This is a genomic window from Rhodococcus sp. 3258 (assembly GCF_031456475.1).
GTDB lineage: Bacteria > Actinomycetota > Actinomycetes > Mycobacteriales > Mycobacteriaceae > Rhodococcoides > Rhodococcoides fascians.
In genome coordinates this window covers 130,489-145,979 of the sequence record NZ_JAVDUT010000004.1, presented here as the reverse complement: position 1 = coordinate 145,979, position 15,491 = coordinate 130,489, and the positions used below count along the sequence as shown (strand labels likewise).

The following is a 15,491-nucleotide window of genomic DNA, read 5'->3' as shown; positions in this document are numbered from 1 at the left end:
CTATCGTTCGCCCTCGAAGCCAGATTCTGGCCCCGGAGAATCGATGATGAGATCCTCGACGCGACACGCCTCGGCAATCATCGACTTGTACAACTCTTCGAGAAAGTCGGGCGACAATCCGTTCGCGGACGCGAACTCACGAGCCCGTTCGGTCACCACGCCCACCCGGCCCGGCTGCATCATGGGAATACCGAATTCGCGTTTGACGTGGGCCACCCGTACACACACATCGATTCGGTCGCGTACGGCTGCGCGCAAGACCTCGTCGATACCGTCCAATTCGCGGCGCAATTCCGCCAACTTCTGTTCGCCGACCGCAACGCGTCCGTCCGATTCCGAGTCGGACGCCGCCGTCCGCGGATCGTCGTGCAGACACTGATCGGAACCCTGGCTCACGAGTTGATGCCCCCCTGTTTTCGACGACTACGGTGCTGATGATTATCGGTCGCAGCCGACATTTGTTACCGCGATCATCACAGACTCGGTAACCGACTACATGCGATGTTCGATGGTGTCATCCCGAGCCGTTTTCGCGCCACTCAAACGCGAAGAAAACGGACGCTGAACGACAATAATCACACAAGTCACCCGAAAAAAATCTCCGAGTTTCCAACCCATCGAAAAAATGCACCGCCGGATTGTTTCCAATCGGGCGGTGCATCGCTCAGGGGATCAGGCTCCGCGTCGCTTGACCTTCAGTAGATCGAGGCGCTCCTTCAGCAACTCTTCCAGTTCATCCACCGAACGGCGCTCGAGGAGCATGTCCCAGTGGGTACGAGGAGGCTTGACCTTCTTTGCCTCGGGCGCGGTGCCCTCGATCAGAGAACCCTCGAGTCCGTTACGGCACGCCCACGTACCGGGAATCTCGGCGTCGTCGGCGAACGGGACGTCGAATTCCTCACCGTTGTCGCAGCGATAGCGAGCCACGCGGCGGGGTGCCAAATCGTGATCACGATCGGTCTCGTAGCTGACGGCTCCCAGTCGACTACCTCGAAGTACACGATCTGCCATAGTGAAGTCCTCTCCATCGATAGTAGGTATGTGCGCCGATTCCACCGGCCGGTTTCGGCGCGGCCGAGCTTCGTCGTCCACCCACTGATCTACAACGTCGTCGAGCGTCCGTTCGTTCCCGGCTCGCCCGCGCAGATCAAGGCATCTTACCTCGCCGGCAAAGTAGGCTGAGCGACCATGTCCGTGAAAACCCGTCGCAACCAGACGTGCGAGTGGTGCGGACGTCCCATCGACGATGTCGGCACCGGCCGCAAACGACGGTACTGCCGACAATCGTGCAGACAACGTGCGTACGAGCAGCGCAGTGCCGTCAAGGGGACGTCCATTCCCGTCGACGCCGTCGTGCTGACCGCCGAGGAAGCATCGGCCGTTGCAGATCGCGCATTCGAACTGCGCTGCGCGGCCGAGGATGTCAGCACCGCAGTGGCAGAAGGCGCCGCCGCCGACGAACTGCAGCGCCTGTGCATCGAGCTCGTGGCGAAAGCACACGATGCCGAGCGGCTGCGCTGAGTATTTTCGGGGCTCCTCGCTGGTCGTCCTTCGTGCGGCGCGACGGTGGACGACATCGCTCCCGTCGTTGTTCACCGAGTCCGTGGACAATGGGCGACGCACGCGCGTCTTGCGCGGACGCAAAGACACACAGAGGAGCTCCATGGCGTTCTGGGATCAACTCAAGTCCAAAGCACAGGAATTGAACGGGCAGCTGCAGACCAAGACCAGCCAGTTCAAGAACAAGGAGTTCGCCAACGGCAGCATGGCGATGTGCGCTCTCATCGCCGCCGCGGACGGCACGATCGATCCGGCCGAGCGGCAGAAGACGGCAGCGCTGATCGCCGGAAACGAAGCTCTCCGCGTCTTCGAGTCCGATGAGCTCCGCCAGAAGTTCGACTGGTACTGCGACAAGCTGCAGGGTGACTTCGACTTCGGAAAGGTCGAGGCCACCGCGACGATCGGCAAGTTAAAGTCCAAGCCGGACCAGGCCCGTGCCGTCATCCAAATCGGCATCATCATCGGCGGTGCCGACGGGCATTTCGACGACCACGAAAAGGCCGCCGTTCGCAACGCATGCTTCGCAGTGGGAATCGACCCGGCCGAGTTCGAGCTCTGACCCGCTCCGACGTGGGCATCGAGACCGGATGAGGTCTGCGGCGACCGACGACGCTTCGACGTCGTCGGTCGCCGTCGCCGTCCCTGGATTCCATCTGTCCTGCAATTTCCTACTCCGCGGGTTACTTTGCTCGTTCCGGCTGGGTGCACAGACGTCGTCGACGCGTCAGCGGACCGATCGATCCGTGACCGAGGAGACCGAGCATGACTGTTGCCGCGATTTATCTCGTCATCGCATTCGGCCTCGGCGGACTCGCGATGGCGGTGCGACTTCCTCCATTGGTCGGCTTTCTGGCGGCTGGGTTCGTCATCAATGCTCTCGATGTCGGTGAGGTGCCGCAGCTGGACCTGCTCGCCGACTTGGGGGTGACGCTGCTGTTGTTCGCCATCGGCCTCAAGCTCGATCTCCGCATTCTGTTGCGCCGCGAGGTCTGGCTCACCACGTCGGTCCATCTCGCGATCAGCGTCGTGCTCGGAACCACGGTGTTGTGGTTGGCCGCCGTGGCCGGCCTGGCCATGCTGTCCGGGCAAAGCCTGACGACCATCGCACTCCTGGCCTTCGCCATGTCGTTCTCGAGCACCGTGTTCGTCGTCAAGGTACTCGAGGAGCGGGGGGAGTCGCATGCGCTCTACGGCCGCGTCGCCATCGGCGTCCTTGTCATGCAGGACATCGTTGCCGTCGTCTTCCTGACGGTCACCAGCGGCACTCTGCCCAGCCCATGGGCCTTCACCCTCGTCCTGCTGTGGCCGCTCACGCGAATTCTTCGGAGAATCTGGAGCGGGCTGGGGCACGGCGAGATGCAGTCGCTGTTCGGCATCGTGATGGCTCTGGTTCCGGGGTACGCATTGTTCTCCACGCTGGGCCTCAAAGGTGACCTCGGTGCCTTGATCATCGGTGTCCTGTTGGCTTCGCATTCCGCGTCGTCCGAACTCGCACGGTCTCTGTTCCACCTCAAGGAACTTCTGTTGGTGGGCTTCTTCGTCTCGATAGGCCTGTCCGGACTACCCGATGTGCCCAGTCTCGTTGTCGCTCTGCTGATGATGCTCGTTCTGCCGCTCAAATCCGTGCTCTACGTAGCGCTGTTCGCCGCGATGAAACTTCGGTATCGAACGGCCCTGCTCGCAGGACTGAGTCTGATGAACTACTCGGAGTTCGGTCTGATCGTCGTCTCCGTCGGAGTGACGACCGGGCTGCTGGAACCCACGTGGCTGGTCGAGATGTCGATCGCGGTGGCTCTGAGTTTTGTGGTGTCCGCGCTGGTCAATGGCCGCGGCCACCTGATGGTCGAGAAGATGGCGAGCCGGCTGCCCGTCCAGGACGAGCAGAGCCTCCACCCCGAGGAACGCCCCGGTGATGCCGGCGACGCCGAAGTCGTCGTCATCGGCATGGGGCGTGTGGGGTTCGCGGCCTACCAGCGACTGAACGAGCACTACCGATTGGACGTCGTCGGAGTCGACTACGACGGCCCGCGCATCCGTCGACTGGCCGAGCAGGGACTGCGTGTCATCGAGGGTGATGCCACCGACCTCGACTTCTGGCACCGACTACGCAGATCGGATTCCGTCCGGATCGCGGTGCTCGCCATGCCGCGGCACGGTGCGAACGTCACTGCACTGGCGTGTCTGCGAGAGTCCGGCTTCGGCGGAACAGTGGCGGCGGTCGCACGGTACGACGACGAGGTGCAGTGGGCAAAAGACCAGGGCGTCGATATCGCCTTCAACGTCTACGCCGGCGCGGGATTGGAACTGGCCGACCAAGTGGGGCATTCGACCCCGGAATACATCGATGATCGCACCGACTCCGAGACCGACGAGCCGCGTACACCGGACAACACCGGATAGGTCGGCGGTGCGAGTGATGGAGGCGCTCGCCGGAAACGAATGGGGGAGTCGTCAGGTACTGCCTGCCGCTCCGCCTCCTCCACCTGCACCTCCACCGGACGCAACGGATCCGCTACTGCTGGAGACGAACACACCGGAGAACGCCGACCAGGGGAGGACCACCGGAACACCCGCCGCATAGTCGGCATCCGCGGGTGATGTGAAGGCTCGTAGCGGCGTGTCACTCCCGGGGTCGGTTGCGGCCTCGAGTCGTTTCCGAAAGAACGGGGCCAAGCCGAACGCAACGATGTCCGGCAGAGCTACGTTCAGATCGACCGACTCGTCGTTGTCCTTGGCGGCCTGCTTCAGTCCGTCGCGGTACGCCTCCCAGGGGCGAGAGGCGTCCAGGCCCGCGACCGAGAAGCGTGAGTAGGCGATCGCCGTCCACAGTCCTGCAACGAAGAGAAGCCCTGACAACACCACCGCGAGCCACATCGTCGGTGCACCCGACGTCGCGACGGCAATTCCTCCGATCGCGAGAGCCCCGCCGAGTACGCCCAGACCGGCCAACGCTGTCCGGCGTCGACCTGAGCCGTCGGCAACGAATCCGCTCGCCCGCAGTGTGTTCTCCACGAGTTCTTTGGTTGCACCGGGGCCTCGAGCGATCTTCTTCAACTCGTCGCCGGGTACGACATCGTCCTCGGCTCGTTCGGCGAGCATCGACCAGACCGCCTGTTGAACCTCGCCGCGGGCACGGGTTCGGTCGACAAGCCTGATCTTGACTGTCCCTTTGTCGACCTTTCCCGGCTTCTTGTCCTGCTCGAAGGTGAGCGCATCGGCGGTGGCAAGCGCCAGTACGGTCCCCGGTACGCCGCTGGGCTGCGCGCTGCGGTGCACCAGGGCGGCCGCGTACGCTGCATCGGTGGCCTGGTCCGGTCGAACCGTCGTCGGATATTCTTGGGAGACAGTCGGTTTCGCTCGGCCCCGAAACACCGTTCCCACCAGAAGCAGCCCGAGAAGCGCGATCACCGAACCGGCCCACGGCAGCCAGGTCGAGCCTGGACCGTCGGCGAATCTGTCCAAGGCAGTCACCGGCGGACCGGTGCGAATGTCGGACGCCAGGCGATCTATGCCCGCGGTCAGGCTTCCTGCGACGTCACCATCTCGCAGCGGCGGAATCAGTGCGTCCTCGATGATGGCCTCTTGTTCGTCCCGCGGAACGTTACCGTCGTCGTACGTGGAGCCGACGAAGATGCCCGCGCGAGCCTCGTCGATCTTTCCAGGCTCCCGGTTGATCAATATTGCGCCTGCAGTGTCCTGGTCGACGCCCGTCAGGGACACCCATCTCTGCTGCAGGTCTTCTACTTGATCCAACGTGTTGTCGGGGTCCGCGTCGAGCTCACGCACGTACGCGATCACGTCCGCACCGGTGTCGGACTTCAAGTTCTCCAACTGACGTTGGATGTCCGCGGTCTGCGCCGGATTCAGGGAAAAACCCGTTCGGTCGTAGACACGCTGACCCGAGGTCAAACCCTCGAAGCCGGCGTCTCCGCCGGACGGATCGTCGGAGCAGCCAACGAGGCCGAACGATGCAATGAGGGCCATCAGTACGGCTGCAGCAACTCGGCGGTGGAAGTTCCGGCGACGGGATGTCTCGAGGAAGGCGTCCATCGAACGAACTCTAACCAGAGTTCGTCTACGGTAGCCAGCACAATCGGCCGACGCGGCAGTGGATATCCAGAACGGGTTTCCTCACAGTTGTTTCGTCACAGTGACGAAACAACTGTGAGGAAAGAGCGGAGAGGGAGAGGGTGCCGTCCGATCCGCAGTGCGCCGATCCCATGACAGCGGGTAGTCAGCGGGCCGGCTGCGATAGCTGTCGACCGGAAGCCCGTCACATTTCCCGCAGGCATTTCGATACCACCGGGACGCGTCGCGTCGACGCAGACTTCGGACAACGAAGAGCTTCAGCCGAATCGACTGCGTCGAGCAAAGTTGTTGGGCTGCAGCGAACTACGGTCGATCCCAGCGAACTGCAGGTCGACAGTTGGCCGATAATCAACATTATGTCAGGTAAATTACTGCATGTTGCATCCGATGAATCAACAGACCTCCGCCGCCGCCCTTGAAGCTGTCGGCAAGGTATTGCGAAACCTGTTCAGTATGAGTATGTTACGCGCTGCCTGAGCGGCTGTTCGTTCAGAGTGCCTTACCGTGGCGTCAGCACCCTAGAGTTGTCGATGTTCAACGTCATTCTGCGGCAGTGCTATTGACATCAATGATTCATCTGGTGAATCATTGATGCGTTGAACGAGACGACGAAGGGGTGTCATGGGGGTCGACACGAGCGGGCGCGTCATCCTGGTCGAATCGGTGACACCACTGCATCCCGAGGAGCAAACGGTCGAAGATATGCTCACGGGATGGCGGAACCAGCAGCTCTGCCGAAATCTGCAGCTCGGGACCATCGAGCAACGGCAACAGGTGGTCGTGCGGTTCATCGACTACACCAACGAGTTCCCGTGGGCATGGACCCCGGCCATGGTCGAGGAATACTTTGGAGACCTCCGCTCGATCCGGCGAATCGCACACTCGACGATCCGCAGCTATCAGACCTCGCTGAAGCTGTTCTGCTCCTACATCAGCAACCCCGACTACGGGTGGGATCGACTGTGTGAGAGCCGCTTCGGTACGCACCCCGCTCAGGTGTTCTTCGAGTGGAACACCGCAGCACACGTCCAGGACAACGAGCAGACACCGGCCAAGCGTGCCTTCACCAAGACCGAGCTGCAACTGTTGTTCGACCACTCCGACGCCCAGGTCGAGACCATCGCGGCAACAGGCCGCAAGGGGTGGCTGCCGGCCTACCGTGACGCGGTGATGCTCAAACTCGCCTACTCCTACGGGCTGCGCTTCAACGAAGTACGTCACCTGCAGAGCGTCGACTTCGCCCGCAATCCCCACGCACGCGAGTTCGGCCGCTTCGGAGTTCTCACCGTGCGCTATGGCAAAGCCAAACGCGGGTCACCCCCGAAACGGCGTAGCGTCCTGACGGTTTTCGACTGGACCCCTGAGATTGTCGAGGATTGGCTCACCCACGGCCAGCCCTATCTCGATGCGGGACTCGATCTGTTCCCGTCCGAACGTGGCGCGCTCGTTGCCGAATCGACCCTGATACGCCGGTTCCGGCGCTACTGCACCGAGCTGCAGCTCTCCCCCGGGCTGGACCTGCACTCCCTGCGTCGCGCGTACGCCACCCACCTGATCGAAGACGGCTGGGGTCCGTTGTTCGTACAACAGCAGATGGGTCACGAGCACGCCAGCACCACCTCCCTCTACACGTGCGTGTCGAGCGACTTCCGCACTCGCACATTGCGGCGAGCGTTGGATGCGACCGTGAGCGACGCTCTCGGAATGGAAGGAGAAATCTCGTGAAACGCACCGTCGACTACACCTGGCGCCTACCCGAGCTGATGGCCGCACACGGCATGCACAACAGCACCGACCTCATCCCCCGCCTGCTCGAACGAGGAATCGCCCTCTCCCGCCCTCAGGTCTACCGCCTCGTCACGCAACGACCCGAACGTGTCTCGCTGCAGATGATGGCGGCTCTCTGCGACATCTTCGGCTGCGGAATGCAGGACCTGGTCACCGTCACCGCAGCCGACGAACGCAAGAAACGACTTGCGACGTCATCGGCACCGAACGTCGTCGAGCTCAACAAGACAGTCCGACCGCGACGCGCACGAGTGATCCGCGATGACCATTGAGATCCGACCCCGCAACACCGTTCGGGGGCGACCGAGAACCGGTGGCGGATTCACCTGCGATCGATGCGGACGTGAGGCCGGCAAACCACGCGTGCGCTGGCCCGACGGCAAGATCTGCGGAACGTGCTTCCACGCCGCCGTACGCACCTACGGATACTGCGCAGCGTGTGGATTCGAGCGCATGATCCCCGGGCGAGTCGGAGACTCAGCTGTTTGTGTCGACTGCGCCGGCATTGCTACCGACTTCCATTGCAGCAGTTGCGGCACCGAGGCCGAGCACTACCGGCGCGGCATCTGCGCACGCTGCGCACTCCGCGACGACCTCACCTCGCTACTTCTCGACAACCCCGCCGATCCTGCTGCCATGAACACACTGGTGGGCATCTTCTGCGCCGTGGACCGCCCCGAAAGCATCCATACCTGGAAACGATCCGCAAAGGTGCACGAGCTGTTGCGTCAGCTGGCAACCGGCCAGATTCCGATGACCCACGAGGGCCTCGACAGCGTCGGCGACGATCGCCGCACAATGCACCTGCGGGGCATCCTCGAGCACCACCAACTCATCCCGCCGCGTGACCGCTACCTCGCCCTCTTCGAGGACTGGATCGACACCAAGATGACCTCCATCGATCACCACTCGATTCGGCGTTACGCCGAACAGTTCGCGACCTGGCACCACCTCAAACGAGTTCGCGCAATCGCAGCCGCAGGCAAACCCACCCGCGGACCCGTCCACGCCTCCAAACAGGACATCACCGAAACCATCAAGTTCCTGACCTGGCTCCACGACACCCACAGCCGCACCGCCGCGACATGCAACCAGCTCGATGTCGACGAATGGCTTGCCACCGGACCCACCACCCGACACCAGATTCGGACGTTCTTCGTCTGGGCAAAGACAACCCGCATCAACCGGAACGTGACGATCGCCCACCGCTCCCCCGCCCCGACAACCACCTTCACCCAAGACGAGCGACTGCACTGGATCCGCGAACTACTCACCGGCAGTAGCGAATCGCTCCTGTATCGAGTGGCCGGCATTTTCTCTTGCTCTACGCCCAACCGATAGTGAAGATCGCCGCTCTACGCACCGATCAAGTCGGTACCGACGCCGATGGACTATGGATTACCCTCGGTGCCGAACCAGCCCCTGTGCCTGAACCCTTCGCAGAGCTTCTCCGCAGCCACATTAACTTGCGCACAACTCAACTCACCGGCACCGACACCGGCTGGCTGTTCCCCAGCATCCGCACCGGACGCCACCTGCACCCCAACACGATGATGGACCGCATCCGATCACTCGGAATCAACCTGCTCGGCGCGCGCACAGCATCGCTGCGGACCCTCGTCACCCAGGTACCACCGCCGCTCGCGGCCGAAATGCTCGGATACAGCTACTCAGTCGCCCACCGCCATGCCGAGTTAGCAGCGCAACCGTGGGCGCAGTACTCCGCCCAGCGGAAGTAGTATGCGGCCTGGGTGATCCCGATCAAGCGTGCATTCTTTTGGCATAGGTAGGAGAGCATCCCGGGTCGTCTTGCCTGGCAGCGACCGGCGGAGTGAACCGCCCGGGGACTGGTGAAGAATGTGAGCTCACCAGGGGAATACAGAATCAGCAGAATCAATAGCCTATGCGCGCATGGAGTCTGCCGCGTGGGCATGCTCCCCACCAACCAGAGGTCAGTTGCCTTGCTGAAACTCGGCCCAGTTGTCGGATCAAAACTTTCGGCACCGGGCTGCATCTCGCGGGCCATCCTCGACCCTGTTCACGCCGGTTGGACTGACGTGCAAAAAACGAGACGTGCGCACCCCACTTCACTGGAATGCGCACGTCGTTGCTGTCGATGCTTCGCCGGGCACAGAAGCGTGCGGATCTTCTCTAGCTGCCCTCGATGGCGAATTGGTCGACGACAGTCTCTCCGCTGATGTCATAGACGGGTACCGAACGCGAACCAGCATCGTCGGGTGTCGGGTCGGTCAGATCGGAGGATCGTATGTATCCGTCGACCCCGTTCGTTCCGACGGCACTGACTAATTCCGGGAGATCGGCATCGCTCTCTGCATTGAGAGCGCTTCCGTACGTTTGCCCGGATGTATTCACCCCGCTCTCGGTTTGAGCGGCTGGCGCTGCGGATCGTGCGGAGGCAGGGGCGTACTGCAGCGGGTCCGACGGGAAAGTCACGTACTCAGTCAAAGAACCGCCGGGCGGGAACGTAGCGACGAAGCCATGGCTGTTGTAAAACCCTGGGCCACAATCGCGTTGCACGGTTGCGTTCTGTGAGGAACTCAGGAAGGCGTTGAATTGATAGTCCGTTGCCGAGCAGAGAGCACCTTCGCGGAAGAGTCGAGCTTTGGACCCGATCGTGCCTTGCACAACAGTCTGCCCGAACGAGGTGTAGATCCTCGTCGACGCCTTCGGCACGCCTCCGTTGTCGATAGTCGACGTGTGGAGGTAGACGATTCCGCCCACCGGAGGCGTGGGCCCGATCCATCCTGTACGGACCTCCGCGCTTGCCCCGGAGGGGAGCGCGACCGCGATTCCGGCGGCGAGGGTTGCAGACAATACGGCCACTCGAAGGGTGCTGCGATTCATCGTCATGAAGTGGTCCTTTGTTCGCTTGAGCTGGCGTTGGTCGACTTATCTGTAGCTTTCGAGGCTATGGAGAAGGCTGCAAATCTTCGTACAGTTCCGCGATCCTTCTCTTCACGGAGGGGGCATCTAGGTATTCGTTGGCTGCGCTGATGTGATCGGTCAATTGCTGTCGTGAGACGTGCGGTGGCACTTTCACGAACCAGTGGAAACCGGATAGGACGGGTGGAACCTGAGCTTCCGCTAAAAACTCGTTGATCGTTTCGTCGATCATCTCCTGGTCCCGTTGCGTTCGAGATTCAGAACGTACGGTGATGTTTCCACTGTCGTCCCGAGTCGTGACCTTGCTGGGGCGATAGTCGTCGGGTTTTGCCTGCACTCGAAATGACCGGGAGGGTCCAGCGGCCCAGACGGTCAACATGCCATAGCTGTTCTCGTCCACCTGAACATACGAGTCCAGGCCCTGCTGGTTGTCGGCGCTCGAAGGCTGCCTTTCCGGATAGTCGTTCCAACGCAATGTGGTTCAGTCCTCCGGTACGTAGCAGTTGCCGTTCTGAGTCGGGCAAACGAAGCGGCCCGTTTCCATCGTGGGGAACGAGAGCACATACGGGTAGCCCGATGGCGTGTTCTGCCCGAACAGCGACCCGTAGTAGGTTCCCGCATCGGCCAACCGACCACCTTGAATCGGTCCATACTGGAACCGCTTCGGGCCACCACCGATTGTTGCGGGAGCTCCGGCATAGTGGATGCCGCAGCGTGAATCTTGGAACGGTCCCGGCACGACTTCGAAGCAATGGATGTCGGATCGCTGAATCGTGATCGGTGGGCCGGTATCCCAGATGTATGTCACGGTCCATCGGGCGGAGCGCCCGTTCATATTGGTGCGAATGATGATTTCCCAGGTTCCGATCACGCCGTCGTCGTCACCGTACGCCATGCTGTGTTTGGACTCGGTGACGTCGTTGGATACCCATCGGGCGCAGCTGCCGCTGGCGGACGTCTCACACCAAGTGTCGTAGTCGTCAGGGTCCGGAAGGTCGCGCCGTTGAACAGCTGGCTCTTCCGGGAGCACGTCCTCCGGAACACGGGCATCCGGTATGACCTCTACCGTTTCGGTTCCCTGCGGTGTCGTCAAGAATTCACCGACACAGCTCCATTCGGGAAGCTTGCGGGCTAACGCCTCGTTGATGCACGACTCGCCGGCACCGGGTGCAGAATTCGGTGCGGGTTCGTCCACCACCGGGACTTCGGGGGCGGCGGGCTGAGCTTGAACGACAATACCGGGCACCATGGCCATGGTGGCGACGCACGCTCCGACCAGGACAAGCGACGACCTTGATCGCATACGAGATGGACGTAATATCATGCGCTGCTACCGCTTTCGGGTCAAACTCAGGCGGATGACTGCTTGGAAGTCTTGCATCGATCCCGCCAGTTCGGAACAGGCAGGATCAGAAAAGTCTTGGCAAATTCTTTACCGAGCTCTTTCGGGTAGAACCTCAGCAAACGGGGTTCGGTCGGACTCGCATCGAAGGGAGTTGAAGCGGCGTGGGCTAGAAGCCCAAGAGCGCCGATTAAACGACCAATTGGTCTATTTATCGGTGCAAGCGCGAACCGACCGGATGCAGAGGGTGGCCGGAGTTCTAGAATATTGCGTGTGACCGTGCATACCAGATATTTCCGGCATTTGCTGATGGGCGATCTCCTAGGACACGGTCGCGGAGGGGCAGGTGTGCCGAAAGGTCAGGAGTGCCACCGCGGTACGGCCCACTCCGGGGGATCAGGTAGACCTGCCCACCTACTCTGCGGACTAGCACCCCGCAGCATCATCACCATCGCAGCATGATCGTCGAGTTGGGACAACAAGCCGGCGTCGTAACCAACCGGAGCGCGGGGCGGCACCTGGAACTGCTCAGCAAGTTCGTCACCGGGGCGCTCGAACACCACGGCATGTGAAGCGGCAGCAATCTCCAAGTTCACTGAGTACGTCTCGCGTTCGTCGAGGACGTACCCACCGCGTGAACCCCGCCCAGGCAGCATGAACATCACCAACAGCCGCGTCGGGTTGAGCGGATACATCACCACGGAGCTAAAAGTGACACCACCAAAGCCGCGAGGAAAGTTGCCACCACCGACGAGCACCACAGGGTCATCGCAAGTGAGCAGTGGCCCATTGGTCTCAACAACGGCCCATTCACGCCGCAACAGCGAGCCTGCAACGACGTTGCGCACATCGAGAAGCATCAGATTGAGCGCTTCGCGCTTAGGGTCTTTCTCGGTCCGGTCGATCATTGCCTGAAACTCCGTGTCCGACATGCCGGGGTAGAGCGGCCGCTTCGCTCGATCCGGAGCTTGGACAAGAACGAGAGCGCGCTCACGGTTGCTCGGAGTGCGCGTCATCTGAATGCCGAGGAACACCGACAGATCTCGCTTGAGATCAACGTCGGTCACAACACCGAGACCGTGTCGCTCAAGCTCCGCCAGGTGCCGTTCCGACTCCCCCTCGATTCGAGACAGGTGTTTCTCGATCCATCGCAACGGCGGGCCCATCGTGCTGTCGTCTGGTGGCAAGCTGTAGAGGTTTCTCCGCTTCCCGATCTCCTTGGAAGGCTGCGGCACCAGAGGTGGTTGCCGCCGGTCTACGACAGTCATTTGCACGAGGCCATCGACCGCCCACCGGCGCAGATACAGCTGCGGTACGTAGTGCTGGTTTTTCGTCTTCTCCAGCTCACCCAGTCGTCTGGACTCCTCGACGAAGTCCTGTGCCAACCAACGATGTTCAAACTCAAGCAAAAACACCTGCCGCTCCTCACCTTTTGGAATTGCAGGTCTCATCAATACGACCAGTCTTGATATGCAGGGTTACCAGTAAGCCTCTGCGTATCGTTGCGCTGCAATAGTTTACGTCTGGTCGCAGGATGCGGCCGACATCGAGGTCCAGTCAAAAAATCGAGTTTAGACGGTCCGCGCGAAACCGGCGACGCCGTTACCAGCAGAGGAAGCTCGCACCAATACTCAAAGGAGGTGGAGGATGCTTCCCCCGCCTGGGACAGCGATAGATTCGCGCGCGTGCAGATTGGGATCGTGGCCGGGGAAAATCAGTTCTGGATTGTCAGCTAGGGCGCGCATGAGCTCGTATCCCGCAAACATCTCCTCGGTCGAGTGGACGAAGCGGAAAAGTTGACGGTTCTGAAAGTTCTCGTAGAAGTGCGACGCATCTGTCGCCAGAACCGCAGTCCCCTCACAAGTTTCCAGGCTGACGATCTGAGTGCCGGGCGTATGGCCGCCCACGAGGTGGCATTCGACTCCAGGGGCCACCGTGCCGCTTCCGTCGAACCACTTGATGCGGCCGGCTAGGTCGAGTTCGTTGAGCATCTCGAGATCCGCGTTTTCGACCAGCTTCTTGTCGTCGGACGGCGCATTGTCGCCGTACCAGAAGTCCTTCTCTCGTTGCTGGGCAAAGAACGTTGCGGAAGGGAAGTCGGCGAGGCAGCCGACGTGGTCGTAGTGGAAGTGGCTGAGCACGACCTTCTCCACTGAGTGTGAGTCGACGCCTGCTGCTGCCAGAAGACTGCGAGGCGTCGCCAGGTACTCCCGGTCCCGTGATGCCGCAAGATAGGGAGCAAACCCGGTGTCGATGACGACGGTCTCGCTCTCGGACTGCAGAAGCCAGATGTAGTAGTCGAGATTCATCGGATCACTGGGCCGTGGATCTGGATGCAGAAAGTTTCGGCCTCGTGTCGAATACGCACGTGCATACCGGAGCGCTCGAACCGTGTAGACGGACATCTGTCCTTATCCCTTCGCTTACAAGTAAATGCGTGAATCTAGAGCGGTACTCGGTACTTGGGCACTCGGTGCTGTCGGTCGTCCTCGCTGCCAGGTCAGACAAACAGGCGTTACGGCGTCGGACAGGACGGAGACCTCATCATGATCAGCGGCCCTGCCCCTATCAGCGGTTCAACGATGCCATCACACCAGGCGACACCCACGCACCAACGATTCGACTCACTGCGCGAATCTAGGTGGTTGGGACATGTTTTTTCGCCTCTCGATCAGCCTCGAGGCCACTCATCGCAAGAATGACGGCCGCCCCGAGTGCTAGCGCACCGGAGAGTATGAGAACCGCGGTCCCAGGTGATGGGTCGATCAACAGGAGCGCCGCTATCAGTACCGCGGAGACCACGCAGTGCGTCGCGCCGCCCATCATGAGTGGGTACGCCGCACGGTGCCCCGCAACCCAGGCTTCTTTGCTCGACTTCGTCGCACGAGTCTTAATACCGATAACCCAATTCGGCTCTTGATCACCCTTTGTCACCAATGCCGTCACGTAGACGGTTATCGACAGCACCAACAATGTCGCTGCCATCGCTGCGGCCACAGCACGAATAGATTCTGTCTCCACTTCGTCCTCCATCCAGACTGCGATCGACAGACCAACGTCTAGTCCATGGCGGCGAATTGGGTACTCCACCGGCAGGCGCGTGTCCTGGCCGGCGGGTTCCAGTCGCAGGACCAACTCTAATCGCAAGCATTTGAGGACCGTGGACTGCGTACTCCAGCTAGTGGATCTGCACTGGCCGCCTTACGACCGGTCGTGATATGCAGGGATACCGGCAAACCTCTGCATGTTACATCTGATGATTCATCCAGCTCCGGAAAACTGACTGCACGCATCTCTTGCTGAAGCACGAAATCTGTTCAGAGTGGGGATGTTACGTGCTGCCTGGTCGTCGTTGAAATCGGAGACCGGCTCCTACTTCTCGGGAGTGACCTCGGATCTCAGAATTGCGGCACCATCCTCGTCGAAGCCCGCTTCGGAAGATACCCCTCCGTCCAGTTGTTGCGGTTGCTCGTTGGGATCTCGACCCTCACGGGCATCCTCGAGCCATTCGCTTGGGCTACCTGGGCCTTCAGAATCCTCGATGTAGGGATCTTCGGGGTCAGTGGCTTGATTCATGTGTGCCTCCGGGGCGGTAGACGAGGTCTGCGCCGGTTGTTGGTCTGAGCTTGGGGTGCTGTCACCTTGCACGAGGATTACGCCCGCGACCGCTGCTATTGCGGCTGTGGCCGCAATAGCAGCGCCCCAGTGGGATTTGCTCATTGGACACTCCTCAGCTTCCAGCTATCGACTTTCATGGTAGCGGCGGCTTGTTTACTGTCGTCTGCATATGCTGTGTCGCAGCATATTT

General features: G+C 61.1%; 16 protein-coding genes and 1 pseudogene. 7 read left to right on the top strand and 10 right to left on the bottom strand.

Features of this window, described 5'->3' with window-relative positions:
- Both J2X62_RS14480 and J2X62_RS14475 read right to left on the bottom strand, forming a co-directional pair.
- Complete coding sequence (locus J2X62_RS14480; RefSeq protein ID WP_027497119.1) at nt 1-396, bottom strand: chorismate mutase family protein; 396 nt, start codon at nt 394-396, stop codon at nt 1-3.
- Between the two features lie 276 nt (nt 397-672).
- Entirely contained in the window at nt 673-1,011 is a 339-nt protein-coding gene (locus J2X62_RS14475) for an RNA polymerase-binding protein RbpA (RefSeq protein ID WP_027497120.1), read from the bottom strand.
- A 30-nt stretch (nt 1,012-1,041) separates the two neighbouring features.
- On the opposite strand from J2X62_RS14475, the gene J2X62_RS14470 reads away from it, so the two are divergent.
- The 4 genes from J2X62_RS14470 to J2X62_RS14455 all read left to right on the top strand — a co-directional run bounded on the left by J2X62_RS14470 (nt 1,042) and on the right by J2X62_RS14455 (nt 3,960).
- Nucleotides 1,042-1,182, top strand: coding sequence for a hypothetical protein (locus J2X62_RS14470; RefSeq protein WP_155288453.1), 141 nt, complete (start codon nt 1,042-1,044; stop codon nt 1,180-1,182).
- Between the two features lie 6 nt (nt 1,183-1,188).
- Entirely contained in the window at nt 1,189-1,521 is a 333-nt protein-coding gene (locus tag J2X62_RS14465; RefSeq protein ID WP_027497121.1) for a hypothetical protein, read from the top strand.
- Nucleotides 1,522-1,663: 142 nt separating this feature from the next.
- Nucleotides 1,664-2,119 carry a tellurite resistance TerB family protein gene (locus J2X62_RS14460; RefSeq protein WP_027497122.1) on the top strand — a complete coding sequence of 152 codons (456 nt, stop codon included), beginning with the start codon at nt 1,664-1,666 and terminating at the stop codon, nt 2,117-2,119.
- Nucleotides 2,120-2,322: 203 nt separating this feature from the next.
- Nucleotides 2,323-3,960 carry a cation:proton antiporter family protein gene (locus J2X62_RS14455; protein WP_032370555.1) on the top strand — a complete coding sequence of 546 codons (1,638 nt, stop codon included), beginning with the start codon at nt 2,323-2,325 and terminating at the stop codon, nt 3,958-3,960.
- Between the two features lie 51 nt (nt 3,961-4,011).
- Here J2X62_RS14455 and J2X62_RS14450 read toward each other — a convergent pair whose 3' ends face one another.
- Entirely contained in the window at nt 4,012-5,610 is a 1,599-nt protein-coding gene (locus J2X62_RS14450) for a TPM domain-containing protein (protein WP_094717485.1), read from the bottom strand.
- A 660-nt stretch (nt 5,611-6,270) separates the two neighbouring features.
- Here J2X62_RS14450 and J2X62_RS14445 point away from each other — a divergent pair.
- The 3 genes and pseudogenes from J2X62_RS14445 to J2X62_RS25455 all read left to right on the top strand — a co-directional run bounded on the left by J2X62_RS14445 (nt 6,271) and on the right by J2X62_RS25455 (nt 9,176).
- Nucleotides 6,271-7,374 carry a site-specific integrase gene (locus J2X62_RS14445; RefSeq protein WP_310181409.1) on the top strand — a complete coding sequence of 368 codons (1,104 nt, stop codon included), beginning with the start codon at nt 6,271-6,273 and terminating at the stop codon, nt 7,372-7,374.
- Complete coding sequence (locus J2X62_RS14440) at nt 7,371-7,709, top strand: helix-turn-helix transcriptional regulator (RefSeq protein ID WP_057474975.1); 339 nt, start codon at nt 7,371-7,373, stop codon at nt 7,707-7,709. The genes J2X62_RS14445 and J2X62_RS14440 overlap by 4 nt, the downstream gene beginning before the upstream one ends.
- A 364-nt stretch (nt 7,710-8,073) precedes the next feature.
- Nucleotides 8,074-9,176 (top strand): annotated as a pseudogene (locus J2X62_RS25455) (recombinase XerD).
- Nucleotides 9,177-9,588: 412 nt separating this feature from the next.
- Here J2X62_RS25455 and J2X62_RS14425 read toward each other — a convergent pair.
- From J2X62_RS14425 to J2X62_RS14395, 7 genes are all read right to left on the bottom strand, one after another.
- Nucleotides 9,589-10,308, bottom strand: a complete 720-nt coding sequence (locus tag J2X62_RS14425) for a hypothetical protein (RefSeq protein ID WP_052073780.1) — start codon at nt 10,306-10,308, stop codon at nt 9,589-9,591.
- A gap of 58 nt (nt 10,309-10,366) precedes the next feature.
- The gene (locus J2X62_RS14420; protein ID WP_155293775.1) at nt 10,367-10,816 is read right to left on the bottom strand and encodes a DUF5956 family protein; all 450 of its coding nucleotides are present in this window, start codon (nt 10,814-10,816) and stop codon (nt 10,367-10,369) included.
- 6 nt (nt 10,817-10,822) lie between these two features.
- Nucleotides 10,823-11,587, bottom strand: coding sequence for a hypothetical protein (locus J2X62_RS14415; protein WP_156394674.1), 765 nt, complete (start codon nt 11,585-11,587; stop codon nt 10,823-10,825).
- Nucleotides 11,588-12,042: 455 nt separating this feature from the next.
- A complete protein-coding gene (locus J2X62_RS14410) occupies nt 12,043-13,098 on the bottom strand; it encodes a DUF4238 domain-containing protein (protein ID WP_310181397.1) in 1,056 nt (351 codons plus the stop codon).
- Between the two features lie 216 nt (nt 13,099-13,314).
- Complete coding sequence (locus tag J2X62_RS14405; protein ID WP_162247569.1) at nt 13,315-13,992, bottom strand: N-acyl homoserine lactonase family protein; 678 nt, start codon at nt 13,990-13,992, stop codon at nt 13,315-13,317.
- A gap of 328 nt (nt 13,993-14,320) precedes the next feature.
- Nucleotides 14,321-14,704: an SdpI family protein gene (locus J2X62_RS14400; RefSeq protein WP_162247568.1), complete on the bottom strand. Its 384-nt coding sequence runs from the start codon at nt 14,702-14,704 to the stop codon at nt 14,321-14,323.
- Nucleotides 14,705-15,055: 351 nt separating this feature from the next.
- Nucleotides 15,056-15,259 carry a hypothetical protein gene (locus J2X62_RS14395; protein ID WP_156394672.1) on the bottom strand — a complete coding sequence of 68 codons (204 nt, stop codon included), beginning with the start codon at nt 15,257-15,259 and terminating at the stop codon, nt 15,056-15,058.
- Nucleotides 15,260-15,491: the final 232 nt, after the last annotated feature.

Excerpts from the sequence above, each read along its gene's own strand:
- J2X62_RS14475 (WP_027497120.1), bottom strand. The coding sequence starts at position 1,011 with ATGGCAGATCGTGTACTTCGAGGTAGTCGACTGGGAGCCGTCAGCTAC.
- J2X62_RS14465 (WP_027497121.1), top strand. The coding sequence starts at position 1,189 with ATGTCCGTGAAAACCCGTCGCAACCAGACGTGCGAGTGGTGCGGACGT.
- J2X62_RS14460 (WP_027497122.1), top strand. The coding sequence starts at position 1,664 with ATGGCGTTCTGGGATCAACTCAAGTCCAAAGCACAGGAATTGAACGGG.
- J2X62_RS14455 (WP_032370555.1), top strand. The coding sequence starts at position 2,323 with ATGACTGTTGCCGCGATTTATCTCGTCATCGCATTCGGCCTCGGCGGA.
- J2X62_RS14450 (WP_094717485.1), bottom strand. The coding sequence starts at position 5,610 with ATGGACGCCTTCCTCGAGACATCCCGTCGCCGGAACTTCCACCGCCGA.
- J2X62_RS14445 (WP_310181409.1), top strand. The coding sequence starts at position 6,271 with ATGGGGGTCGACACGAGCGGGCGCGTCATCCTGGTCGAATCGGTGACA.
- J2X62_RS14425 (WP_052073780.1), bottom strand. The coding sequence starts at position 10,308 with ATGACGATGAATCGCAGCACCCTTCGAGTGGCCGTATTGTCTGCAACC.
- J2X62_RS14405 (WP_162247569.1), bottom strand. The coding sequence starts at position 13,992 with ATGAATCTCGACTACTACATCTGGCTTCTGCAGTCCGAGAGCGAGACC.
- J2X62_RS14395 (WP_156394672.1), bottom strand. The coding sequence starts at position 15,259 with ATGAATCAAGCCACTGACCCCGAAGATCCCTACATCGAGGATTCTGAA.